Here is a 23,855-nt window from a genome sequence, read left to right as displayed (position 1 = left end):
AGTTGGCAAGCTTATTATTTAAAAACATTTAAAAGAGAGGATGTATTTTTATGAAAAGAAATTATTCTGTTGAAGAACTTAAAGTGTTAGACCAAAAGCATTTTCTACACCCTACTTCACCAGTAAAGACAGAAAACGGTCCGGCATTTATTTTTACAGAAGGAAAAGGTGTTTATCTGTATGATATTACAGGTAAAAAAGTTATTGATGGTATGTCTTCACTTTGGAATGTGAATATCGGACATGGTAGAACAGAACTTGGTGAAGTAGCGAAGGAACAAATGGATAAATTAGCCTTCAGTTCTTGTTTTGCAACGTTTAGTAATGAGCCTGCTATTCTATTAGCAAAAAAGTTAGCAGAATTAGCACCAGGTGATTTAAATACTACATTTTTTACGTCCGGTGGTTCAGAATCCAATGATAGCGCCTATAAATTGGCTCGTCATTATTGGATATTAAAAGGGGAAACTTCTCGAAAAAAAATTATCTCAAGATCGAGATCTTATCACGGGGTGGCAATCGGTGCTACAAGTGCGACGGGTTTAAAAGGATTTCGTGATTTTACAAATTCTAATGCACCAGATTTTCTATTCGTAGATCATTTCTCCATTCAGGCTTTACGTGATTTGATTGAATCTGAAGGTCCAGAAACAATAGCTGCTTTCATCACCGAGCCAGTACAAGGTGCAGGTGGGGTGCATGTTGCACCGGAAAATTATTTCAAAGAAATTCGTGAAATTTGCAATGAGTATGGTATTTTGATGATAACTGATGAAGTTATCACAGGATTTGGTAGGACGGGTAAGTTCTTTGCGATGGAACATTTTAATGTGGTACCGGATATGATGTGCTTTGCAAAAGGTGTTACTAGTGGATATGCACAATTAGGTGGTGTAATGATCTCAGAGAAAATACACCAAGAATTTTCTGAGTTATCAGAAGGAACTATATTGCATGGATACACGTATAGTGGTCATCCAATGGCCTGTGCAGTTGGACTGAAAAATATTGAAATTATAGAGAAAGATAATTTAGTAGCAAATGCAGAAATTCGTGGTCAAGAGCTATTAGCAGGGTTAAAAGTATTACAAGCGAAGTATCCATTTATTGTTGATGTAAGAGGATTAGGTTTAATGGCAGGTATAGAGATCTCTTATGAAGGAAGACTCCTGGCTCCGCAAATAGTGACAGAGGCAGCAAAGTTGGGATTAATATGTCGCTCTGTTGTACTAGATGCTCAAGATATTGTTGTATTTTCACCACCATTATCAATAAGCCAAAAGGAGTTAAGAGATTTATTAGATATTCTAGAAAAGGCGATTCAAGAAGTAGAGAATCAGGTATTGGTAAATAAGTTGTAATACGAAAGGTGAGGTAATTTAATGAGGGGAAATTAAAGTGATATGGGAAGAGAATGGCTGAAGTATGCAATTGAGGAAATGACAGAAGTGAAACTTGTAGTTATAAATCAAAACTAAAAAAATAGGTAGGAGGAAATATAATGATAATTGGTGTACCTAAAGAAATAAAAAATAATGAAAATCGAGTAGGAATTACTCCAGCGGGTGTTGTGGCTTACAAAAAAGGTGGTCATGAAGTAATAATTGAATCGAGTGCAGGGCTAGGTAGTGGATTTACAGACCAAGATTATTTAGATGTAGGCGCTCAAATTACTAAATCGACTAAGGAAGTTTGGGATGTTGATATGGTGATTAAAGTGAAGGAGCCGATTCAGGAGGAGTACAAATATTTTAAAGAGAATTTAATTCTCTACACATACCTACATTTAGCTCCAGAGCCAGAATTAACGAAAGCTTTGCTTGAAAGTAAAGTTACTGGAATTGCTTATGAAACAATTCAATTAGATTCAGGTGCCTTACCGTTGTTAACGCCAATGAGTGAAGTTGCAGGCCGAATGTCTGTACAAATTGGTGCACAGTTTTTAGAAAATTCCAAAGGGGGAAAAGGAGTTCTTTTAGGTGGTATTCCTGGTGTTGCACCTGGAAATGTAGTGATTGTAGGTGCTGGAGTTGTCGGGACGAATGCTGCGAAAATGGCAGTAGGATTAGGTGCAAACGTAACAATTTTAGACGTTAATATTACACGCTTAAGTCAAATAGATGATATGTTCCAAGGACGTGTTCGTACACTTGCATCAAATACCTACAATATCGCTGAAGCAGTGAAAACAGCTGATTTGTTAATTGGTGCTGTGCTCATTCCAGGTTCACGTGCACCACAATTAGTTTCAAAAGAAATGATTCAAACGATGCAAAAGGGTTCTGTTGTAGTGGATGTAGCGGTAGATCAAGGGGGTTCTATTGAGACAATTGATCGAATTACTACTCATAGTAATCCTACTTATGAAGTATACGGTGTTGTGCATTACGCAGTTGCGAATATGCCAGGTGCTTGTGCGCGTACTTCAACAATGGGCTTGTCAAATGTAACTGTTCCATACGGTTTGCAAATAGCTAATAAAGGCTATCGCCAAGCTGCTTTAGATAATCCTGTTTTAGCGAAGGGGATAAACGTAGTAAATGGAAAAATAGTATATAAAGCGGTAGCTGATGCACATGGATTACCATATACGGATCTACAAGTAGAATTAGCAGCAGAAACAACTTCGGCGTTAGCAGTTAAATAGAATAAGAGAAATAATGTTATTTGAAATGAAAAGAAGGTGAAATTTGGTAGAGAACGTAATCTACCAAGCTTTCACCTTCTTTTCTATTTAACATGAATGCCTGCAGATTGTAGTTCTTTATAAAACTATAATTTGCAAATTCATTCAACAATAAGTACTTCTCCGATGGCATGGGTATTGTAGTTCCAAAAAAAGTAGGTTAATAAAAGTGTAGGGAGACGTGTTCAACTTCAAAAAGAATGTAAGCTTTATATTGAACATTGAGAACTAAAAGCATGTTCAGCCAAATTCCAATCATAAAACTACTTTTAAAAGCAGGTTTTTAACGTTACCGGTAATTCATATATATAAAGTAAAAACTAATAGGAGTAGAAATCATTGGACAAACAAAATAGCAGATATAGATGGGTTGTATTTGTTTCTGTATTATTTACTTATTTATTAATGGCGAGTCAACGAACCGCCCCAGGACTGATTACAGACCAGTTGATGCGAGATTTTAATGTAACAGCATCAACGATTGGGTTATTGACGAGTATTCAATTTTTTGTCTACACGAGTTTGCAAATTCCGATGGGGATTTTAGCGGATCGATTTGGGCCAAATTTTTTCCTAATTATCGGGGCTTCTCTTACAGGTTTAGGTACAATTATTTATAGTTTTGGTACACATGAATTCGTCCTGTTTTTTGCCAGAATACTAACTGGGGTTGGGGATGCAACCATATGGGTTAACATGGTGTTAATTTTGGCCCAATGGTTTCAACCAAAAGAATTTGTTCGATTAATTGGCCTAGCGGGCATGACAGGAAGTCTTGGTTTCTTATTGGCGACAGTACCTTTCTCCACATGGATACTCTTATTTGGATGGAGGGTAACATTTTTCTCAGTAGGACTACTATTATGTTTATGTGGCATTCTCCTTTATGTTGTACTTGTAAAAAAACCAAAACAAATTTTGGGAGATGAACCAGTAGCGGATGTAGCAGAAGTGCAACGTGAAAAAACATCTGTTTTACTACGAAGAATATTTTCAAATCCGCAAGCATGGGCTCTATTCTTTTGCCATTTTGGGGTAGTCGGCGGTTATGTAGGGTTTATCAGTTCGTGGGCAGTTCCATACGGGATGGATATGTATGAAATGACGCGTTCAGATGCCAGCCAGCTGATTATGATTGGTCTTATCGGGGCACTGATTGGAGCACCTCTAGCTAGTTGGATTTCAAGTCGGCTTGAAACAATTAAAAGACCGTATATTGTTGTTCAAATCATTGTTCTATTAGGGTGGATTTCTTTCCTTTTATGTAATGGGCATCCTTCCTTTGTCTTTCTAATAATTATTTTCTTTATCATTGGCTTTGGATATGGGGCAAGTGCATTAACCTTTGCAGCTGTACGTCAATCTTTTAATCTGAAAGAATCTGGAATTGTTTCAGGGATTGCCAATACGGGCGGCTTTTTAAGTGCTGTATTGCTACCCATCATTTTTGGCTATATATTGGATCATTTTCAATCAACTTCAGGAAATCTATTTGATGGATATTACTATGGTTTCATCACGCCGGTTATTTTCTCCATCGTTGGTTTGATTGGCGTGATGTTATTGAAGGAAAAACGTCAGAGAGTAGGACAAAAAAGAATATCCGCATGAGGGAATCGAAATAAGAATAACAATAAAAGCAGGGGTAAAGAGTATGGAAGGAAAGCCACCATTCTCTGCTCCTGTTTTTACTACCTGATTTACAAGGTATATCAAAATAGTAAGATGTTAGGTATAATTAGTAATGAAGAAAAGAAAAATTATGATTAGATTAAACCTTGTATAGAAGGGGGAGAAAACTTAAATTGACAAATAATAATAAAACGGTCGTCCGTTCAATGGATATTTTAAATTTATTTATCGATCATACTGAACTGTCATTTCAAGAAGTCATTGAGTTATCAGGAATCCCTAAAACCACCGCTTTCCGCATGTTGAAATCTTTTGAGGAAATGGAATTTTTAGAAAAGGGAACGGATACAAAATATAGGTTAGGTATTCTCTTCCTTAAATTTGGACATCTAGTATCAACACGCCTAGATGTGCGGAAAATCGCTGATCCAATTATGAATGCGTTACATAATGATGTAAAAGAAGCCATTAATTTAATCGTTCGTGATGGTGATGATGCTGTTTATATCGAGAAAATAGATACGAAGCAAAAAGTTCGACTCTACACAGCAATTGGTAGAAAAAGTCCTCTTTATGCAGGGGCATGCCCGCGTGCTATATTATCCTTTTTACCGGATGCAGACATAAAGGAATATCTCGATTCAGTAGAACTTAAATCATTTGCAATGGGGACGATTACAGAAAAGGAAAGACTTTTTGAAACGATTGTGCAGGCTAGAGAACTTGGTTATACAATCAGCCATTCAGAATTAGAAAATTATACATCTGCTGTTGCAGCACCGATTTACGATCATAAAGGAGAAGTTGTTGCAGCAATGAGTATTGCGGGATTAGAAACCAATTATCAAGGAAAAAACGTTGAAATCTTCGTCGAGAAACTAAAGAAAGCTACCGCAGAGATTTCTAAACAATTGGGGTATGAACAGCTTTAAAAAATGGGTAGTCTCAAAAGTCATTTGAGATTACCCATTTTGCGTTGGAGTTGATAATTTATGGATCATCACCAAAAGTTGTGGATGACATTTTTAAAAATATATGCACGGTATTTTAGTTGATTGTAGTGGAGACTGGACGCCCCCAGGAAGCTCTGCTCTGTGCGAAAGCGAAGCGACAGCAACAAAGCGCCCAGTCGGAACGGAAATCAACCACACGGTTTGATGAAAAGCCTAATTTTTAGGAAATATTTTTATCTAAATATGCTACAACCTTTTTAAACGGAGCCCAAATGCTAATTCATGCCGTTTTTTTTCTTGACGTATTAATGCTAATTGAGCTTCTTCAAGAGTGACCTCTTTAAAATGGACGCGACCATTTGCTTGCATTTGTGCTAATGAGGGTAAATCAGCAGAAATGACTTGACCTATTTTAGGATATCCACCAGTTGTTTGACGATCTGCCATTAAAATAATAGGTTGCCCATTGGGGGGGACTTGAATCGTTCCAAATGTAACCCCTTCGGATAATAATTCAAATGGCTCTTTTAACTGAATAGCCTCTCCTTCTAATCGATAGCCCATTCGATCTGCGTGTGTAGTGATGGTGTAAGGTGTTGACAGGAATTTTTTTAAACTCTCTTCATCGAAATGCTGATATTCAGAGCCTCTTATGAAGCGGATTGTTTGCGTTTTTTTAAATGCAACAAAGGATGTGTAATCAGCTGACCAAGAAAGATGTGTCGGTTCTTTTTTTAATTGTTTAAAAAGATCCTCTCCTAACGCTGATCGTCTATCTAATTCAAAGACATCATTCTTCAGCAATTTTCTTCCTTGAAATCCTCCAATTCCAGCACGTAAATAGGTGCTTTTACTGCCCATCACATTGGGCACTTGAATGCCCCCACTAAACGATACGTAAGCTCGGCAACCACTAATCGCAGTATTAAATTTTAAAACAGAGCCTTTTTGAATGAAAAGTGGTCGCCACATTGGGGCTTCTTTGCCGTCTATTGTAGGTTGTAAATTACCACCTGTAATTGCGATCAGTTCATCCGTTTCAAATAAAAGGGTTGTTCCATAAAGTGTCACCTCAAGAGCGCCTTCTCCTTCCGAATTGCCAACAAGTAAATTCGCAATTCGCAAGGACATTGAATCCATTGCTCCTCCGACGATAACACCAAACTTTTGTAGTCCATATCTTCCTAGGTCTTGAATAGTTGCCAGCACACCTGGCTGTAGTACTTTTATGCCCATGTTTCCATCTCCCATTCGCTCTTATATTCTTCCAACGAAATTGGTACAAACTGAATTCGATCACCCGGTTGTAATAAGGTTGGAGGAGATAGTTCAGGTTGAAACAAACGTGAAGGTGTTCGGCCGATGATTTGCCATCCACCTGGAGTTTCTAATGGGTAAATCCCTGTTTGATTTCCCGCAATTCCAACAGATCCCGGAGTAATCGATAACCGTGGAGTTTCTTTACGAGGTGTTGCTATTTGTCTGTCCATTCCGCCCATAAACGGAAAACCTGGAGCAAAGCCTATCATGTAAACAAGATATTCAACAGAAGAGTGAATTTTAATGACTTCATTAGGTGTTATCCCATGATAGGAGGCTACAAATTCTAGATCTGGTCCCATTTCGCCACCATATACTACAGGGATTTTTACGACACGCGCCTTCGTTGTTTCAACTATATGAGATTGGTTCAGTAAAGAAAGAATTGTTGCTTTCACCTTTTCGTAAGGCATTTCGCCTCCTTTTTCTACATTTGAAAAGTATACTTCAATAGGATTGTAATAAACTGTCACATTATTATAGGCAGGCACAGCCTCGATGAATCCTTCAAATGGATTTCTCTCTAATACATTTAATATATATTTCACTTTGTAATGAATTGCCTCACTGATTCCTTCACCTACATGTATGACTAGTGCAGAATCACTCAAAGGTCTTATCTGTACATTCTCTTTTAAATTCATCATAAAAACCATCTCCTGAAGTTTCGTAATTCGGTATGCAAGTTTTAAATAACGGATTATTTAATATTATATTTCAACAATAAACGAAAACAAGTTTGATTTAAATGAAAATTTTTAAAAAAATATTCTTTCTCAAAATTTTAAATTCACACTTTTCAGTGACAATAAAATATGTTAATATTTTTTTAAATTTCAAAACTTAAGTTCCGAATATCGGTACAAATGTTGGTAAATGTATTCAGTATAACTACTTTAGTTAGAAGAAAATGGGGGAAGAAGATGTTTCGAGTTGATTTAAACTGTGATTTAGGGGAAAGTTTTGGTCGTTATCGACTTGGAGAGCAAGAAGAAATCTTACAATATGTAACCTCTGCTAATATTGCTTGTGGATTCCATGCTGGAGACCCAACAGTCATGCGAGAGACAGTTAAGTTAGCCATTGCCAATGGTGTGAAGATCGGGGCACATCCAGGATTACCGGATTTAAATGGCTTTGGACGACGTGAGATGAACATCACACCACAGGAAGCTTATGATATGGTTATTTATCAAGTTGGAGCATTGCAAGGTTTTCTAACGACCTACAATGAAACCATGCAGCATGTTAAGCCACATGGAGCACTTTATAATATGGCTGCTAAAAATCCAGCGATTGCTGAGGCAATCGCACAAGCTATTTATGATATGTCACCTTCACTTGTGTTATTTGGTCTCTCAGGTAGTGAATTAACAAAAGCTGGAGAAAAAGTAGGGCTTCAAACAGCCCATGAAGTGTTTGCAGATCGTACCTATCAGAAGGATGGTTCTTTAACATCTCGTAAACAACCGGATGCATTGATTACCGATAAGGAACAGGCAGTGAGTCAGGTTGTGAGAATGGTGAAAGAGGGAAGTGTGCTGTCCCAACAGAAAATTGATCTCCCATTACGGGCAAATACTATTTGTATTCATGGGGACGGGGAACATGCTGTAGAGTTTGCAAAATATATTCATTCAAGATTAGCAGAGCAACAAATATCAGTTCGTGCAATCAAGGAGGGGTAAGCCAATGGTAGCAAAAGAAAAGGAAGTTAGTGAAGCAGCAATCGAGCAAGAGAAAAAAGGTGCCTTTGTTAAGAAAACAGCAAGTAAAAGTGTGTTAATAGGAGCAGCCTTTTTAATGGCTACCTCATCTATCGGACCGGGTTTTTTAACACAAACGACAGTATTTACACAGCAATTAGCGGCTAGTTTTGGATTTGTCATTTTAATTTCATTAATTCTAGATATTGTCGCACAGGTAAACGTTTGGCGAATCATTGCTGTTTCTGGCTTGCGAGGGCAAGAAATTGCCAATAAGGTGTTACCTGGATTAGGTGTTCTCCTTGCAATTATGATTGTTATAGGAGGTTTAGCATTTAATATTGGGAACGTTGCTGGAGCTGGATTAGGGTTAAATGCAATGCTTGGAGTAGAACCAATTATGGGTGCCATATTAAGTGCACTTTTTGCTATTTTTATATTTATCTATAAAGAAGCAGGAAAGGCAATGGACAAGGTTGCGCAAATTGCTGGCGGTGTCATGATTTTACTCATGTTATTCGTTGCTTTTAAAACGTCACCACCTGTAGGAGAAGCGATTGTGAATACCGTTTGGCCTAAAGAAATTAGCTGGTTTGCGATTGTAACTTTGGTTGGTGGATCGGTTGGAGGTTACATTACTTTTGCTGGTGGTCACCGCCTTTTGGATGCTGGTATTAAAGGGCAAGAATCTTTGCCCGAAGTAACAAAAAGCTCTGTGACAGGGATTTTGATCACTGGCGTAATGCGTATTGCTTTATTTTTAGCGGTGCTTGGCGTTGTTTCAAAAGGTTTAGTCATTGATCCTGCCAATCCCCCTGCCTCTGTTTTCCAACTAGCTGCGGGTAATATTGGTTATCGCATGTTTGGTATGATTATGTGGGCTGCAGCGATTACTTCTGTTGTAGGTGCAGCTTATACATCCGTTTCATTTATTCGTACATTCCACCCTAGCATTGAGAAATATCATAATTGGGTGATTATAGCCTTTATCGTCATTTCAACAACAACCTTTGCCTTGGTTGGGAAGCCTGTTAATGTGTTAATTTTGGTAGGTGCATTAAATGCACTGATTTTACCATTAGCACTTGGCATTATATTAGTTGCTGCACACAAAAAAGAAATTGTTGGTACATATAAGCATCCTCGTTGGTTAACTGTAACGGGAGCCATTGTAGTTGTTCTTATGGGATATCTCAGCATCATTACATTAATTGAACAAATTCCAAAAATTTTTAGTTAATCTAATAACCAGCCATCCATGAGCAACTTTTCATGGATGGTTAATTTCTAAGGAGTGAATGGATGATGACAACATATAGTACTTTAGAGCCGAATGAAATCCGTCAACGTATTCGCAATCAAGAAATTTCTGGACCAACTTCTGGCATGTCGATTGGGTTTACACAAGCAAATTTAGTAATTTTGAAGAAGGAGCACGCCTTTGATTTTCTCCTATTTTGTCAGCGAAATCCAAAGCCATGCCCATTATTAGACGTGACTGAACCTGGATCATTTATACCTTCAAAAATTGCTAAAAATGCAGATATTCGCAAGGACATTCCGAAATATCGTATTTATCGGGATGGTATTTTAACGGAAGAAGTATTAGATATTACAGATTATTGGGAAGAGGATATGGTAGGCTTTTTAATAGGGTGTAGCTTCACATTTGAAACACCTCTTCTTGAAGCAGGTATTCCAATAAGACATATTCAAGAAAACTGTAATGTACCAATGTATAAAACAAATATCGCTTGTGAAAAGGCAGGTGTGTTTAAAGGACCAACTGTTGTCAGTATGCGCCCTATGACACCAGAGGATGCGATTCGTGCCATCCAAATTACTTCGCGCTTTCCAAATGTACACGGTGCACCCATTCATATTGGTCATCCAGAACAAATAGGGATTACGGATATTTCAAAACCAGATTTCGGTGATGCCGTGTCCATTAAGTCAGGGGAAGTACCTGTATTTTGGGCTTGTGGCGTAACCCCTCAGGCAGTAGCAATGGAAAGTAAACCTTCTATTGTAATTACCCATGCACCGGGGCATATGCTAATCACTGATATAAAGGAAACAAGCTTGAGTATACTTTAAGGTATGTTCGGAGACATTTATTAATTTTCTTCATAAAGGCTGTTTTCTCAAAGATTGTTGCTGTTAGAGACAGATTTAATCTACAAAATGTGTGTAGGATAAATCTGTCTTTTCGGTTTGATATTTCGTGATTGAAGAAAAAACATTCATTATTTTTAAAATATTTTACTTACTTCTATGTAAAATAACTATTTTCCTCGTGGCCAAATGAAATATGAAATAGATATGATAAAATCAATTCCCAGTACTAAAGACCATACTTTTAGTGTTTCAAAAAGTTTAGAGCTACGGTCCGCATCATTTACTAAGTATATCAATATTAATAAAAATCCTGCTCCGATGATATATGCGAATAAATGCTGAAAAGACCCTTTCAAAGAATTACGAGCATATGCGAAACCAGTCTTTTTTTCAGGTTTTGTTCCCTCTTTTTTTATGTAGTATAAGAACCTTTCATCAGCCCAACGAACGATACTCTTTCCAAAAGCAATCGACACACCTAAATAGATAGCAGCAATTGCGTGAGACGTAGTTGCATTTCCACCCTTTAATAGATCTATAGCAGTTACGATTAACAGAAACAAATCAATCACGGGTGTTAGAAGTAAAAAGAACGATCCCATTTTTTTAAAGTTATATACATAACGTAAAGTTAGACCGAGTATTATAACAATCCAAAAACCAATTTCTGCTGCAATAATTGACCAAGTAATAAAATTCAATTAACCACCCCACACTTTTACTTACAAAAAATCTAGTAGTATAAAAACACACGCTTAAATATTGTATATTATATTATAAGGAGAAACAATAAAATAATTCCACCTTTTATCAAATTTACCATATTAATTCAGTGAAAACCTCTTTTTCTTCGCTAATTGAATAACAGTAAACTACTGAATCCGCTTAAAAAGCATCTGATAAATGGTGCTCTTTGCCTTTTCTTATTGCTTCAATTGTGAAATAGTTAGATTTTTGACAAGTTAAAATAAGCATTTGCTCTACCCGATTTTCAAATGCCAAGTTTTTATGTAACTCAAGCCAACGATACCAGTACTATCCAAATAATACGTACCAACGCCCTGAAATCGTTCCATCCATCCTTTACATATTATTGAACGCCTCCTGCAAATGCATTAAGACCAGTCCATTCTACACATTTTGTAGATGAACTTGGTCTTTAGTAAATCATTCTTAAACTAAAATAACTATATATTTTCAGGTAAATAATGTTTATACATTTCCAATGCATCGGTATGCTCTTTTAATACAGCAATGGTTTTATGGTTTGGTTTTGCAAAAATAATAGAATAATCCTCTTCGTTAAGTTCCTTATTAATTGAAAAAGCTAATTTTTCTTCATCTAATGAAAATTGAGCATTAACACCAGTTTTGTTTCCACGAGCATCTAATCGTATCCACTTCTTATAAGACTGAAAATAAACAGCATTCAAAGCGTGAATCGAATATCCTTTTTCTGGGGTATCAAACAACATTAAACGCTGATAACAAAAACCTGTTGGAATTCCTTGCGAACGTAATAGTGCTGCCAAAAGATTTGATTTTGCATAGCAAATACCTTGTTTATACTTCAATACATCTGATGCGTGACAAGTAACTTTTTTTCTTTGAATATCCCAAGAATGTGATATTTCATCACGAACAAATTCAAAAGCAATTTTTGCTTTTTCAATTTCTGTTTGAGTAGAGTTAAATAGTTCTTCAATTTTTTCTTTAATTATTGAATTTGAATAATCAACCACATCTAACTCAAGTAAATAATCCCCTAAATTTTCAGATTCAAATACAAACCCCATAAACCACCAACCCTCTCGATTGAATTTTTATTAATCGTTAAGTATTAATATACGATAAAGTGAGATGGTTCGTATATATTTTTTTCTACTAACCTTTGTTGAATAGCAACGATCTTTAAGAAAACAGCCTTAATAAAAAAGGACTTACTTGGGGAATACCACAAAAAAACGCCGCAGTGTCGTTCGATTCAAGATCTTGGGGGTAAAGAAATACGTGTCGTGACAAGTTTAATGGATATTACTGCTTAGAAAGCATGAAGAAAAACGAGATGATTTAACGGCACGGAGCATCTAGCCTTTTTGTATGTATTCATCACACTAGAACTTCCTTGATGATAGTTCATCAATAGAATAGTAGAGGAATGTAGTTTATGAAATGGGGGTTTAATTCACGCACATTGTAACATTGGTTATAAAATAGAAAATGAGGATTGTTTTTTTTAGTGGATGGCTAAAATAACAATGAAGTGGATGGTTAATTACAAATGAAATAATATTAATATATAATTTTTTATCAGGAATAACATTGCTAAAAGAAGAAAGCGCGTAAGTTTGAAGGAAATAATGAGGTGTGTATTTATGGATTGGAAGCCTGATAGACATGCGAAAAAAGCTATCTATAAACAACTCGCAGAATATATTGAAAAGGGAATTGCAGATGGTACATTTCCACCTGATAAACCATTGCCATCAGAGAGATATTTAGCTAGTGCTCTAAATGTAAACAGAAGTACTGTCGTGAATGCATATGACGAATTAGAATCAATGGGGCTAATTGAAAGAAATAGAGGAAGTGGTACTACCATTAGTAAGGATATATGGGGTTTAACAAAAAAACGGATTCCTAGCTGGAATAGGTATATTGAGGCGGGTTCTTTTTTACCTAGTCAACCTGTCACGCAAAAAATAAGAAAAGAAGCAGTTGAACATAAATTAATAAATTTAGCTTCCGGTGAATTGTCAGAAGAACTTTTCCCAAAAAGGTTTTTAAGCGAGATAACGTCAACACGTTCTTTTATTGGAAGCCTAGGATATGATCACCCGCAGGGGAATGAAATCTTTAGAACTACCATTGCAAAACACGTAAAAAAAAGTCGGGGAATCGAATCTAATCCTTCTTCAATACTGATAACATCAGGAGCGCAACAAGCATTACATTTAATTGTACAATGTTTGTTAAAGCCTGGAGATGCAATAGCAATAGAAGATCCTTCTTACAATTATAATCTTCCAATTTTCAAATCGGTGGGTATACAAGTGCATTACCTTCCTGTTGATAAGGGTGGCATAAACCCAGAAGATTTGCAGTCATTATATAAAAAACATCGAATTAAAATGATTTTTTTAAATCCATATTTTCAAAATCCAACGGGTTCCTTATTGAATAAAAAGAAAAAAGAAGCGATTTTAGATATATCCTCAAAGCTTGGAATTCCAATAGTAGAAGATGATCCTTATAGTTTAACTGCTTTTTCAGGAGAAAAAATCGCTACCCTTAAATCAATGGATAGGAATGGCAACGTCTTATACATTAGTTCTTTGTCCAAAATTGTTGCATCTGGATTAAGAATAGGGTGGATTATAGGCCCAACATCGGTGATTGAAAGATTATCCGATGCAAAACAACAAATCGACTTCGGTCATTCTAGCTATACACAATGGATAGCGAATGATTTTTTAGAATCAGAAAATTTTCATATTCATATAAAAAGTTTAATGAAGGAATTACAAAAAAGGAGAGATAAAATTGTAAAAAGCCTAGATGCTTATTTAAAAGATTTAGTGGAATATTCTATTCCTCAAGGTGGTATTCATATATGGTGTAAAATACTTAAAAACTATAATGAAACCCAATTGCTTGAAGAATCCATTAAAAGAGGCGTCATTTATGTTCCTGGTTCTACACTTGGATCCAAAGATGGCTTTGTTCGTTTTACTTTCGCCAAGGAAGATGAAGATTCAATAGATGAAGGAATCAAAAGGTTTGCAGAAGCTCTTAATAGTTTATAAACAATCGGTTGACTAAAATTTGGTAGGTTCGATGTTTTAAAATAGTGATCCCGAAGATAAATGGATGGTCAAAAAAACATCGAATTGGATGGTTATAAAAAATATAAATCCCTTATCATTGGGAGTGGATGATAAATCATCTATAAAGCCTACTGAAAAGAGATGATAAGATATGACAACGGGTATGATTGTTACGCTAGTGATTGGATCTATTATTAAATTGTTAATGAGCCCTCCCAGTATAGCTGTGGCATGGGGGGTAAGTAAATTTGAACTTCATAAAAAGCTTGATGCAAAAGATGTTACGGTAACATTTAATGGAGATAATTTAGAAGAGGATGAAAAAATTAGATTTACAGACTATTTTAATAAAGCTTCCTTTTTGAAAAAACACTATATATTTCCAGGTAATGAAAAATTATTTTTACAACCAGAGACTAATGTTACCCCATTTGTCATGAACGTCAAAAGAGGCAAAAAAGAGGTTGATTTCTTTGTTTTTAGGTACGACAATCACGTTGATGTAGTCAAGAAATACAAGGAGAAGGTTGTTTCATATAGTGTTAGTTCTGAAAATCTACAAAATTTCTCCATTTTAACTATAAATCCAAACCATTGAATAGAAGGTTTTCAAAAAAAAGGGATTCATCACTGACGTAGAATCCCTTTTTTTATTACCATAAAAATTACGTGAAAATAGTGCAGGGATTATTCTCTAATTTAATTGAATGGATGATTTTTTTATGGCCAAAAAATCAGGGATATGGCTAGTGAAACGGCAGTTAAAAATGTTTTCGTATGAAAGCAAAACGTCAGCTACAAGTGTTTTTTTACCTGTTTCTACTATTAATATAAAACCCGAAGCTTTAGTATCGCTTCGGGTTTATATTAATCTATCTCAATAGCATTTTCCAATAAATTAAACATGCCTTTATTTAAGTTATAAATTTCTATGTTTTAGAGTAACTCAGAAGTTGTTTTTGCTTGCATGTGAAGTTGTAGGTAGTCAGGGCCACCTGCTTTTGAATCTGTACCTGACATATTGAAGCCACCGAATGGTTGGTAACCTACAATTGCACCTGTACAGCCACGGTTGAAGTAAAGGTTTCCAACGTGGAAGTCTTCACGTGCTTTTTCTAAGTTCAAGCGGTTGTTTGTGATCACTGCACCCGTTAAACCGTATTCTGTATCGTTTGCAATTGCAATTGCTTCGTCGAAGTCTTTTGCTTTGCTGATTGCTACAACTGGACCAAAGATCTCCTCTTTCATAATGCGTGCAGATGGGTCTACGTCTGCAAATACTGTTGGGTTGACGAAGTAACCTACTGAATCATCTGCCGTACCACCTGCAACAAGACGACCTTCGCTTTTTCCGATTTCAATGTACTCTGTAATTTTGTTGAATGCAGCTGCATCGATTACCGTTGCCATGAAGTTTGTTGGGTCTGTTGGGTCACCGACTGTTAACGTGTTAGTAAGCTCAATGACACGATTAACAACTGTGTCATAGACATCTTCAACGATAATAGCACGAGAACATGCAGAACATTTTTGACCAGAGAAGCCGAATGCTGATTTCACAATGGATTGAGCAGCTAATTCAAGATCAGCTTCTTTATCAACTACGATAGTATCTTTACCACCCATTTCAGCGATAACACGTTTAATCCAAATTTGACCATCGTTTAATACAGAAGCACGTTGGTTAATACGTAAACCAACATCACGTGAACCTGTGAAGCTGATGAAGCGTGTACGTGGGTGGTCTACTAAGTAGTCCCCGATTTCTGTACCGCTACCTGGTACATAATTGACTGCACCTGCTGGTAATCCTGCTTCTTCTATTACTTCGATAAACTTATAGGCTACAACGGGTGTTGTAGAAGCTGGTTTTAATAAAACTGTGTTCCCTGTAACTAGTGCTGCTACTGTTGTACCCGCCATTATTGCGAATGGGAAGTTCCAAGGAGAGATAACGATACCTACACCTAATGGAATATAGTCATAACGGTTATATTCACCTGGGCGACTTTCTACTGGATGCCCATCTTTAATGCGTAACATTTGACGACCGTAGTATTCCATGAAGTCGATTGCTTCTGCTGTATCTGCATCTGCCTCATTCCATGGTTTACCTGCTTCTTTTGTTAATAAAGCTGAGAATTCGAATTTTCGGCGACGGATAATTGCTGCTGCTTTGAATAATACGTCTGCGCGAATCGCTGGATCTACTTTTTTCCATGTTTTGAATGTTTCATCTGCCACTTGCATTGCTTTTTCAGCTAAGTCACGTGTAGCTTTTGATACGCGACCAATCACTTCTGTTTTCTTCGCTGGATTGTACGAAATGATTTTCTCTTCTGTTGTGATGCGTTGACCACCAATGATTAGCGGGTAGTCTTGACCTAAATAGCCTTCAACAGTTTGTAAGCCTGCTACGTATGCATCTTTGTTTTCTTGTTTCGAGAAATCTGTGAATGGTTCGTGTTTATATGTAATCAAAATAATTTCCCCCTGTGAGCATAAGTGCAAAATGATTATGCACTATTTAGAATTTTATTAATTCTATAATGCAATATAATTTGGCATTAATCAACAATAATTTTCGGAATTTTTCAATTTGCATGTCTACCATTCATGCAAAATGTTAAAATATTGGGAGGGATAGGCGTATATAGGAGGACAAGATGGAAAATCATATTTTATTAAATATTTATAAATACGTTATTGAAAAAGGGGATATGGGCATTTGTGTTGTGGATACAGAGGGAAAATTGCTCATCTATAATAAAAAAATGCGAGAATTAGAAGGCGTGGATGAAGACGAATTTGAGAAGAGACGAGCATACGAAATTATTGATTTTGAATCAGAGAAACGTGATATTTATAAAGTTTTAAGCTCTGAATCGCCAATACCTAATGTAAAAAAAACGTATTGGAATAAAAAAAATCAAGAAGTCACCTATATTAGTAATATTTATCCATTGCACTATGAAGGAGCTTTAATAGGAGCTGTCGAATTTGCACGAGATATTACACAGCTTGAATATATGATGTACCAGCCATTAAGAAGATATGGTGCTCCGCTGACTTTTGAAATTATTACCGCAGTATCAGAAGTGATGCGAGATGTTATTGAAAAAGCAAAAATTGTGGCATTGAGTCGGATGCCTGCTGTGTTAATAGGGGAGTCGGGTACCGGAATTGATATGATTGCTGAGGGCATTCATCATGATTTAAGAGTGCAAAACGATCTGTTTATTACATTAATTTGCCGCAGAGATGAAAACACCATTTTAAAGCAGTTTGAAAAAAACATTGCTGGAAAAGAAAGTATTACGTTCTTCGCAGAACGGATTGAGTATCTATCTTTAGCTGCGCAACAAAAAATTGTAGAATTGTTTAACAACCATTCGCATCATCAGCATATGCTGATTGCTAGTGTGGGCAAAGACCCGATTGATTTAATTCAAGAACAAATGTTATCTAGGGAGTTATATCGATTGTTTTCAGGGATTACGATTTATGTACCCCCATTACGAGAGAGAAAAGAAGATATCATGCCGTTTATTGATGATTACTTCCATCGCCATCGTGATAGCTTTGGCTCATCCATTCAGGGGTTATCGGAAGAAGTCAAAGAGATCTTTTTGAAATATGATTGGCCTGGAAATTTAAAGGAGTTAGAAGTGTTACTTGATGAAATTTCCTCCCTTTTGACTAATGAAACTGTAGTGGATTTACATATGCTACCAGCTTACTTTAGGTGGAAAATCCAGCAGATTTATGATGGGGTGGAAGAGAATGCGGATTTATTTATTATTAAAAATCCAAATGATATTCGACCACTTGATGTCTATATGAAAGAGGTGGAAGAGTATTATATTTCAAAAGCATTAGATTTTCACCAAGGCAATATCTCAAAAACTGCGGCTACATTAGGTATACGGCGACAAAGTTTACAGTATCGTGTGAAAAACTATAAACTCAATAAAAAGAGCGAAAACATTAATTCATGATGTTTTCGCTTTTTCATTGAGTTTAAGTGTAGAAGAGTTTAAGTGTTGAATTATTTGACCTTTTTAGATAGACGACCAAGGGCAAAGGCTGTAATACCTAGACCAATTACTGTATTTGTTTTTTTAGTAAATACTTGTTTTGTGACAAGTGTTAGATTTTGAGGGCGCTCTGCTAGACGTCTCATGAAATAACCGTACCAATCACTACCGAAAGGTAAATATGTACAGAAGTTATAGCCTTCTTTCGCTAATTCATATTGCATATCTTTTCGGAAGCCATACAACATTTGGAATTCAAACTTATCATTCGGAATATTATGCTTTTTAACAAATTTCTTCACATGATTTATTACATGGTGGTCATGTGTTGCAATGGATGTGAACTTACCGTTTAGCAAATGTTGCTCGATTAGTTTTAAATAATTGCGGTCAATATCATCTTTTGATTGATAAGCAACTCGATCATCTTCCTTGTAAGCCCCTTTTACGATTCGGAGACGGAAGTTTTTGTATTTCTCAATATTTTCCTCTGACTCAAAGAAGTAAGCTTGAATAACCGTACCCACATTATCGTACTCTTGGTGTAGCTTTTCTAGTAAGTCAAATGAGCTATGAAGGCGTGCATAGTTTTCCATATCGAAATTTACAAATATATCGTACTTATGTGCAAGTGCCAAGATTTCTCTTAAATTTTCATAGCAAAAATCGATATCAATATCTTGACCTAGCTGTGAAGGCTTAAGGGAAATATGTGCATCCAATTGTTCATCATGGATAGCTTGTATCACGGCTAAAATATTTTGTTTCGCTGCTGTTGCTGCAGGTTTCTCAAAGACAAATTCGCCAAGATTATCTACTGTACAAGAAATGTTTGCTTTGTTTAATTCTTTAATTGTTTGAACGACCTCTGGAATTGTTGTGCCTGCTACAACGCTTTGTGCGCCCATTCGTAAACCATATCTTTGAGCTGCACCATTAAGCATTTGGTTCTCTGATAAGTAAATAAAAAAGTCACGTAATGCCATATAAAATCCTCCTAAAACAATGAATTTAAATTTCTTGGCGATTATAACACTAAAAAAAGAAAACTGTAAAATTTCAAAAAATTATTTTACAGAGTGTTTTCGGGTCGTGGGTTATTGTGTTTATTGAATTTCTACAGACTTGAAAATAAGTAAAAAATAATTTTTTGACGAAAAAAAACTTTTCAAACGAGTGATTATGCTTTATGTTGTGATGTATAGATTTATTAGAAAATTCTAAAAGGGGTGAATAATTTTTAAAATAGAATTTCCTAAATTTACTATTTTGTATATTTTATTATTTTTTTAAAATATTTTTTGATTTTTGGGGAGGGAATTATATGAGTAGTTATAAGTATGAAATCAAAACAATTGATACACATACTGTAGGGGAGGCAACACGTATTGTTGTGGATGGGTTTCCAAAAATTGTTGGCAAAACAATGATGGAAAAGAAAAATTTCGTAAAGGAAAATTATGATCATTTACGAATGTTACTAATGAATGAACCTCGTGGGCACAAAGATATGTTTGGATCTATTCTAGTTGAGCCTATTAATCAACAGTGTGATATTGGCGTTATTTTCATGGATAGTGGTGCTTATTTGAATATGTGCGGGCATGGAACTATTGGTACAGTCACTATGTGTATTAATAAAGGGCTTATTGAAAAGAAAGATAAAGTATTAGTGGATACACCATCAGGTATTGTGGAATGCTCTGTTTATTATAACGGTGATGAAGTTGAAGCAGTTGAATTTAAAAATGTACCTGCCTTTGTACTACATAAGGATTTAAAAATTGATTTGAATGAGCTAGGTACAGTTCAGCTTGATATTGCTTTCGGAGGAAGTTTTTTCGCTATAGTAAATGCAAGCGAGTTAAAGATAGTAATAGATTTACAAAATAAACAAGAAATATTAAAGTACGCCAAAAAAATAAGGGATTATGTCAATGCTAACATCGATATTCAACATCCGTCGATTGACGCCATCAAGTCCGTTGACTTAGTAGAGATTTCAGAAAAAATTACAAATAGCCACTATAAAAATGTTGTTGTCTTTGGGAATGAACAAATTGACCGCTCTCCTTGTGGAACAGGTACATGCGCAAAAATGGCAACGCTTTCATTGGAAGAAGGAGATACGATTATTCAAGAAAGTATTATTGGTTCACAGTTTACAGGCAGAATTTTAGGCAAAACGAATGTGGGAGATTATGAGGCAATCATTCCAGCTATTCGCGGTGCAGCTTGGATTACTGGGGAGCATAAATTCATACTTCAAAATAAAGATATTTATCCAGAAGGTTTTGTTGTTTAAATAAAATAACAGGAAAAGGGGCGGTTATATGAGTAATAAGGTATCCTTTGTTCAAATTCTAGTCATTGGATTCATGTTGTTTGCTATGTTTTTAGGTGCAGGAAATGTTATCTTTGCACCGATTGTAGGGCAGCAGGCAGGAAACAATACGCCAATTGCAATGGCAGGCTTCTTAATTACAGGGGTGGGCTTAGTTCTTTTAGCAATCGTTGCATTAAATAAAGGTGGCGGTACAGTAGAAAGTTTAGCGAATCGCGTTTCGCCAAAGTTTGCAGTGGCTTTTTCTATTTTACTATTCCTTGCATTAGGACCGTTCTATGTGATTCCACGTACAACATCGGTTGTATATGAAATTGCATTAAAACAATTGTTCCCAAGTGATGCGAACCATACATTATTTTTACTCCTTTTTTCAGTTGCTTTTATCGCTTTGACAATTTATTTATCTTGGGAAACATCTAAGCTTGTCGAACGTTTAGGGAAAATTGCGACACCTATTTTTACAGTGCTTTTAGTTATTATTGTGACAAAGTCAATTATTACACCAATGGGTTCTGCACAAGCACCTGTAGAGTCGGCTGGCTATGAAACAACGATGGCTGCTTTTTTAAAGGGCTTTACACAAGGCTATTACACAATGGATGTACTTGCTGCCTTCGTTTTTGGTGGAATTTTTATTAAATCAATTGAATCGTTGAATTTGAAGACACAAAAAGACGTTTCCAAAGTATTTTTTCAAGCAGGGATTATTACGGTTGTTGGTTTAGTTGCTTTACAGGTATCTATGGCTTGGATTGGCGTTTCGAGTGTAGGTTCTGTTGGTTATGTATCAAATGGAGGAGAGCTTATAGCCTTAGCGGCGAAAACTTTATTTGGTCAAATCGGAATTTATTTAATTGGAATCGTAATTTTCTTAACAGGAATTACAACAAACGTCGCTTGTTTAGCTGCCACTGCTGAATATTTTGGCCGCATTATGCCAAGTATTTCATATAAAAAGTGGTTAATTATTTTCTCCTTACTAGGTGTTGTATTTACAAACTTTGGTTTAACAAAGATTTTATCGATGGCTTCACCAGTATTAATGCTTTTATATCCAATTGCTATTACTTTAATCATCCTTATTTTTACAGAGAAATGGTTTGGGGGAGCACAAAGCGTATATGTAGGAACGATGATAGGTACTGCTTTTATAGCAGTATTAGATGCATTAAAGGATGCTAATATTTTGGTAGAACAAATTAACTCTACATTTGCCTTTATTCCATTATTCACATCAGGTGCAGGTTGGCTTATTACAGGTCTGTTAGGTGCTATTATTGGCTATCTTTTTAGCAATAAAAATGTTGTACAAAGTAGTAATAGTGTATCCAATTAAGTGAAACGATAGTATTATAATAATTGCATTTAAAAAGTTGTTGAATGTGCCTTTTTACTTAAAAAGGCACATTTTTAATTGGAATCGTTTAGAAGGAACAGGTTCTTTAATTGTTTTTCATCTTCTTATATCGTTTGGTAGAATGTCACAATCGTTGCAGGTGTTTTCACTAAAACTAAACTAATTAAACGTAATGAATAATACCTATTTAACTAACTAGAGCTTTACTTCAATGTCAAGAACTATAGATTTGATTTAAGCTCCCTTTTAGAGGGGAAACGCAGGCTAAGAATTTAACATCGTACTGTTGTTGCTGCCGCTTCGCTTTCGCATAAAAGACATTAGTCGGCCCAAAGCCCCGGATGGAAGAGAAACAAAAATAGAAGTAATCTACTAATTTTTAGGGAAATTATCGATGCATTATTCATCTTCCTAAAAGTTGGTAGTATAATTGTAGAATCATACATTCATAAAGGGGAGAAATTAATGACGGCTCAACAACAAGCAGCAATGCAATCTATGATTGATTGGCTTGCAGATGAACGCGAACTTGGGCAACAACCGAGGAAAATAGAAATTGCAGGAGAGTTTGATTTATATGATATGCACTATTACATATTCAAGTATAAACAAACAATGCTCGGAAAATGGCTCCTTGGCGTATGTGGGGGCTATGAGGACCCGTCTGACACCGAGCATTGCGGCCATATATTTAGCGAAATGCAACCATATGACCCTGCGACCGCAGAGCAAGAAGCTGTAAAGATGGTAGAAATGATCCGAGAATACTGGATGCAACAGGCTGCAGATTATGAAGCTACGCAATCTATGGAGGACGAGACGGAAACCCAAGACGATGGATCTGGTATTTTTAATGGGTTTGTTCTGCTTAACACTGGAGAATGTGACATTGATCAGATCAAGGCCAATCTTTTGAGTGATTGGAACATCTCCTGCTCGTCGGCAGAGGATGAGGATAAGGAAGGCACTTTAGTCTTTGAAGTGGACGACTGCATGTTAGCGGTTAGTTTTGTCGATGCTCCCGTCCCAGATGGTGAAGCTGAGCATTATGCACAGGGAAACTACATATGGAAGGAAGCCGTGGAGGTTACTCAAACGCATGTAGCTCAAATCATTCTGGCGGCAATTACTCGCTCGGGCTCTCCGCTGGACAGTGGCAAGCTTTACACTAAGCTGGCGGCTAGTTGTCTGAAGCTTCCTAATGCAATAGGGATCTATACAGGCGGCACCGTATATCAGCCTGAACTTTTTCTAGATATGGCTGAAGTCATGAAGAATGACGACATGTTTCCTTTACTGAATCTGGTTTATTTCGGCCTGGTCGGAACGGAAACCGGGGTAGATGGATATACTTATGGGCTAAAAGCCTTTGGCAAGGATGAAATTGAAATCTTGGACAGCCAAGCATCTCCTGCCGAGCTGCGTGATTTTTTGATTGCTATTTCTGGATATATAGTAGAAGAGAACGTCACTTTAAGGGATGGAGAAACGATCGGCTTTTCAGCAGAGCAAAAGTTGCCGATTTCCCGTTCCAAGGGAGTTTATGTCGATGGGGATACGCTCAAAATCAACTATTAGTCTCGTGCCAAAAGACACCGTAGCAGGTGTTTTTTTTGCTGCAATATCAAAAATATTTTGTACGAGGCATTTGAATACATACATATTGTATGTCCGTGAATTATACACCTAAACTTCAACAATCCGAGTAATGCCAATGTCCCAGCGAAAACGTTTAAAACAATTGAAAAGCACCTCAAATCTTTGGTAACAAGGGTTTGAAGTGCTTTTTCCTTTTTGAAACACGTTAAAAAGGATAGAAAAATGAAATTGTTTCTACAGACTTCTAGTTTGTTTTTTCACAATGCTGCAAAA

Annotated in this window: 19 protein-coding genes and 1 pseudogene; 13 read left to right on the top strand and 7 right to left on the bottom strand. The window is 36.2% G+C overall.

Annotated elements, in window-relative coordinates:
- The first annotated feature begins 50 nt into the window (after nt 1-50).
- From MWJ95_RS08835 to MWJ95_RS08820, 4 genes are all read left to right on the top strand, one after another.
- Nucleotides 51-1,361, top strand: a complete 1,311-nt coding sequence (locus tag MWJ95_RS08835) for an aminotransferase family protein (RefSeq protein ID WP_249105075.1) — start codon at nt 51-53, stop codon at nt 1,359-1,361.
- Between the two features lie 140 nt (nt 1,362-1,501).
- Nucleotides 1,502-2,647 carry an alanine dehydrogenase gene (gene ald / locus MWJ95_RS08830; protein WP_249105074.1) on the top strand — a complete coding sequence of 382 codons (1,146 nt, stop codon included), beginning with the start codon at nt 1,502-1,504 and terminating at the stop codon, nt 2,645-2,647.
- A gap of 378 nt (nt 2,648-3,025) precedes the next feature.
- Nucleotides 3,026-4,297, top strand: a complete 1,272-nt coding sequence (locus tag MWJ95_RS08825) for an MFS transporter (protein ID WP_249073720.1) — start codon at nt 3,026-3,028, stop codon at nt 4,295-4,297.
- Between the two features lie 194 nt (nt 4,298-4,491).
- Nucleotides 4,492-5,250, top strand: a complete 759-nt coding sequence (locus tag MWJ95_RS08820; protein ID WP_249073721.1) for an IclR family transcriptional regulator — start codon at nt 4,492-4,494, stop codon at nt 5,248-5,250.
- A gap of 267 nt (nt 5,251-5,517) precedes the next feature.
- On the opposite strand, the gene MWJ95_RS08815 is transcribed toward MWJ95_RS08820, so the two are convergent.
- Nucleotides 5,518-6,507 (bottom strand): 5-oxoprolinase subunit C family protein, encoded by a 990-nt coding sequence (locus MWJ95_RS08815; protein WP_249105072.1) that lies wholly within the window; start codon nt 6,505-6,507, stop codon nt 5,518-5,520.
- Complete coding sequence (gene pxpB / locus MWJ95_RS08810; RefSeq protein WP_249105069.1) at nt 6,498-7,238, bottom strand: 5-oxoprolinase subunit PxpB; 741 nt, start codon at nt 7,236-7,238, stop codon at nt 6,498-6,500. The genes MWJ95_RS08815 and pxpB overlap by 10 nt, the downstream gene beginning before the upstream one ends.
- Before the next feature lie 276 nt (nt 7,239-7,514).
- Between pxpB and MWJ95_RS08805 the strand changes: the two genes are divergently transcribed.
- The 3 genes from MWJ95_RS08805 to MWJ95_RS08795 all read left to right on the top strand — a co-directional run bounded on the left by MWJ95_RS08805 (nt 7,515) and on the right by MWJ95_RS08795 (nt 10,394).
- Nucleotides 7,515-8,279 carry a LamB/YcsF family protein gene (locus MWJ95_RS08805; RefSeq protein WP_249105067.1) on the top strand — a complete coding sequence of 255 codons (765 nt, stop codon included), beginning with the start codon at nt 7,515-7,517 and terminating at the stop codon, nt 8,277-8,279.
- 40 nt (nt 8,280-8,319) lie between these two features.
- On the top strand, nt 8,320-9,537 hold the full coding sequence (locus MWJ95_RS08800) for an NRAMP family divalent metal transporter (RefSeq protein WP_249074090.1): 1,218 nt from the start codon (nt 8,320-8,322) through the stop codon (nt 9,535-9,537).
- 65 nt (nt 9,538-9,602) lie between these two features.
- A complete protein-coding gene (locus tag MWJ95_RS08795) occupies nt 9,603-10,394 on the top strand; it encodes a putative hydro-lyase (protein WP_249073725.1) in 792 nt (263 codons plus the stop codon).
- A 188-nt stretch (nt 10,395-10,582) separates the two neighbouring features.
- On the opposite strand, the gene MWJ95_RS08790 is transcribed toward MWJ95_RS08795, so the two are convergent.
- The 3 genes and pseudogenes from MWJ95_RS08790 to MWJ95_RS08780 form a co-directional block, all read right to left on the bottom strand.
- Nucleotides 10,583-11,116, bottom strand: coding sequence for a hypothetical protein (locus tag MWJ95_RS08790; protein ID WP_132358150.1), 534 nt, complete (start codon nt 11,114-11,116; stop codon nt 10,583-10,585).
- Nucleotides 11,117-11,300: 184 nt separating this feature from the next.
- Nucleotides 11,301-11,500: pseudogene (locus MWJ95_RS08785) on the bottom strand (hypothetical protein); the annotation flags it as partial.
- 102 nt (nt 11,501-11,602) lie between these two features.
- Nucleotides 11,603-12,211, bottom strand: coding sequence for a transglutaminase-like domain-containing protein (locus MWJ95_RS08780; protein ID WP_249105065.1), 609 nt, complete (start codon nt 12,209-12,211; stop codon nt 11,603-11,605).
- A 579-nt stretch (nt 12,212-12,790) separates the two neighbouring features.
- On the opposite strand from MWJ95_RS08780, the gene pdxR reads away from it, so the two are divergent.
- Complete coding sequence (gene pdxR, locus MWJ95_RS08775) at nt 12,791-14,221, top strand: MocR-like pyridoxine biosynthesis transcription factor PdxR (RefSeq protein ID WP_249105064.1); 1,431 nt, start codon at nt 12,791-12,793, stop codon at nt 14,219-14,221.
- 172 nt (nt 14,222-14,393) lie between these two features.
- A complete protein-coding gene (locus MWJ95_RS08770; RefSeq protein ID WP_249073728.1) occupies nt 14,394-14,840 on the top strand; it encodes a YfmQ family protein in 447 nt (148 codons plus the stop codon).
- A gap of 338 nt (nt 14,841-15,178) precedes the next feature.
- Here the strand turns inward: MWJ95_RS08770 and pruA are convergent, their stop codons facing one another.
- Nucleotides 15,179-16,723: an L-glutamate gamma-semialdehyde dehydrogenase gene (pruA, locus tag MWJ95_RS08765; RefSeq protein WP_249105062.1), complete on the bottom strand. Its 1,545-nt coding sequence runs from the start codon at nt 16,721-16,723 to the stop codon at nt 15,179-15,181.
- Between the two features lie 185 nt (nt 16,724-16,908).
- On the opposite strand from pruA, the gene MWJ95_RS08760 reads away from it, so the two are divergent.
- The gene (locus MWJ95_RS08760) at nt 16,909-18,240 is read left to right on the top strand and encodes an AAA-type ATPase lid domain-containing protein (protein ID WP_249073730.1); all 1,332 of its coding nucleotides are present in this window, start codon (nt 16,909-16,911) and stop codon (nt 18,238-18,240) included.
- Nucleotides 18,241-18,290: 50 nt separating this feature from the next.
- Here MWJ95_RS08760 and MWJ95_RS08755 read toward each other — a convergent pair whose 3' ends face one another.
- Nucleotides 18,291-19,265, bottom strand: a complete 975-nt coding sequence (locus MWJ95_RS08755) for a proline dehydrogenase family protein (RefSeq protein ID WP_249105061.1) — start codon at nt 19,263-19,265, stop codon at nt 18,291-18,293.
- A 338-nt stretch (nt 19,266-19,603) separates the two neighbouring features.
- On the opposite strand from MWJ95_RS08755, the gene MWJ95_RS08750 reads away from it, so the two are divergent.
- From MWJ95_RS08750 to MWJ95_RS08740, 3 genes are all read left to right on the top strand, one after another.
- Nucleotides 19,604-20,584 carry a proline racemase family protein gene (locus tag MWJ95_RS08750; RefSeq protein ID WP_249073732.1) on the top strand — a complete coding sequence of 327 codons (981 nt, stop codon included), beginning with the start codon at nt 19,604-19,606 and terminating at the stop codon, nt 20,582-20,584.
- Nucleotides 20,585-20,612: 28 nt separating this feature from the next.
- Nucleotides 20,613-21,962: a branched-chain amino acid transport system II carrier protein gene (gene brnQ / locus MWJ95_RS08745; protein ID WP_249073733.1), complete on the top strand. Its 1,350-nt coding sequence runs from the start codon at nt 20,613-20,615 to the stop codon at nt 21,960-21,962.
- 486 nt (nt 21,963-22,448) lie between these two features.
- Nucleotides 22,449-23,561, top strand: a complete 1,113-nt coding sequence (locus MWJ95_RS08740) for a DUF4261 domain-containing protein (RefSeq protein ID WP_249073734.1) — start codon at nt 22,449-22,451, stop codon at nt 23,559-23,561.
- Nucleotides 23,562-23,855 lie beyond the last annotated feature (294 nt).

The organism is Lysinibacillus sp. Bpr_S20 (genome assembly GCF_023337835.1).
GTDB lineage: Bacteria > Bacillota > Bacilli > Bacillales_A > Planococcaceae > Lysinibacillus.
Note: the sequence above shows the minus strand (reverse complement) of the source record. Positions and strands in the feature narration are given on the sequence as shown.

Excerpts from the sequence above, each read along its gene's own strand:
- brnQ (WP_249073733.1), top strand. The coding sequence starts at position 20,613 with ATGAGTAATAAGGTATCCTTTGTTCAAATTCTAGTCATTGGATTCATG.
- MWJ95_RS08780 (WP_249105065.1), bottom strand. The coding sequence starts at position 12,211 with ATGGGGTTTGTATTTGAATCTGAAAATTTAGGGGATTATTTACTTGAG.
- MWJ95_RS08740 (WP_249073734.1), top strand. The coding sequence starts at position 22,449 with ATGACGGCTCAACAACAAGCAGCAATGCAATCTATGATTGATTGGCTT.
- MWJ95_RS08750 (WP_249073732.1), top strand. The coding sequence starts at position 19,604 with ATGAGTAGTTATAAGTATGAAATCAAAACAATTGATACACATACTGTA.
- MWJ95_RS08815 (WP_249105072.1), bottom strand. The coding sequence starts at position 6,507 with ATGGGCATAAAAGTACTACAGCCAGGTGTGCTGGCAACTATTCAAGAC.
- pdxR (WP_249105064.1), top strand. The coding sequence starts at position 12,791 with ATGGATTGGAAGCCTGATAGACATGCGAAAAAAGCTATCTATAAACAA.
- MWJ95_RS08760 (WP_249073730.1), top strand. The coding sequence starts at position 16,909 with ATGGAAAATCATATTTTATTAAATATTTATAAATACGTTATTGAAAAA.
- MWJ95_RS08770 (WP_249073728.1), top strand. The coding sequence starts at position 14,394 with ATGACAACGGGTATGATTGTTACGCTAGTGATTGGATCTATTATTAAA.
- ald (WP_249105074.1), top strand. The coding sequence starts at position 1,502 with ATGATAATTGGTGTACCTAAAGAAATAAAAAATAATGAAAATCGAGTA.
- MWJ95_RS08755 (WP_249105061.1), bottom strand. The coding sequence starts at position 19,265 with ATGGCATTACGTGACTTTTTTATTTACTTATCAGAGAACCAAATGCTT.
- pxpB (WP_249105069.1), bottom strand. The coding sequence starts at position 7,238 with ATGATGAATTTAAAAGAGAATGTACAGATAAGACCTTTGAGTGATTCT.
- MWJ95_RS08835 (WP_249105075.1), top strand. The coding sequence starts at position 51 with ATGAAAAGAAATTATTCTGTTGAAGAACTTAAAGTGTTAGACCAAAAG.
- MWJ95_RS08805 (WP_249105067.1), top strand. The coding sequence starts at position 7,515 with ATGTTTCGAGTTGATTTAAACTGTGATTTAGGGGAAAGTTTTGGTCGT.
- MWJ95_RS08795 (WP_249073725.1), top strand. The coding sequence starts at position 9,603 with ATGACAACATATAGTACTTTAGAGCCGAATGAAATCCGTCAACGTATT.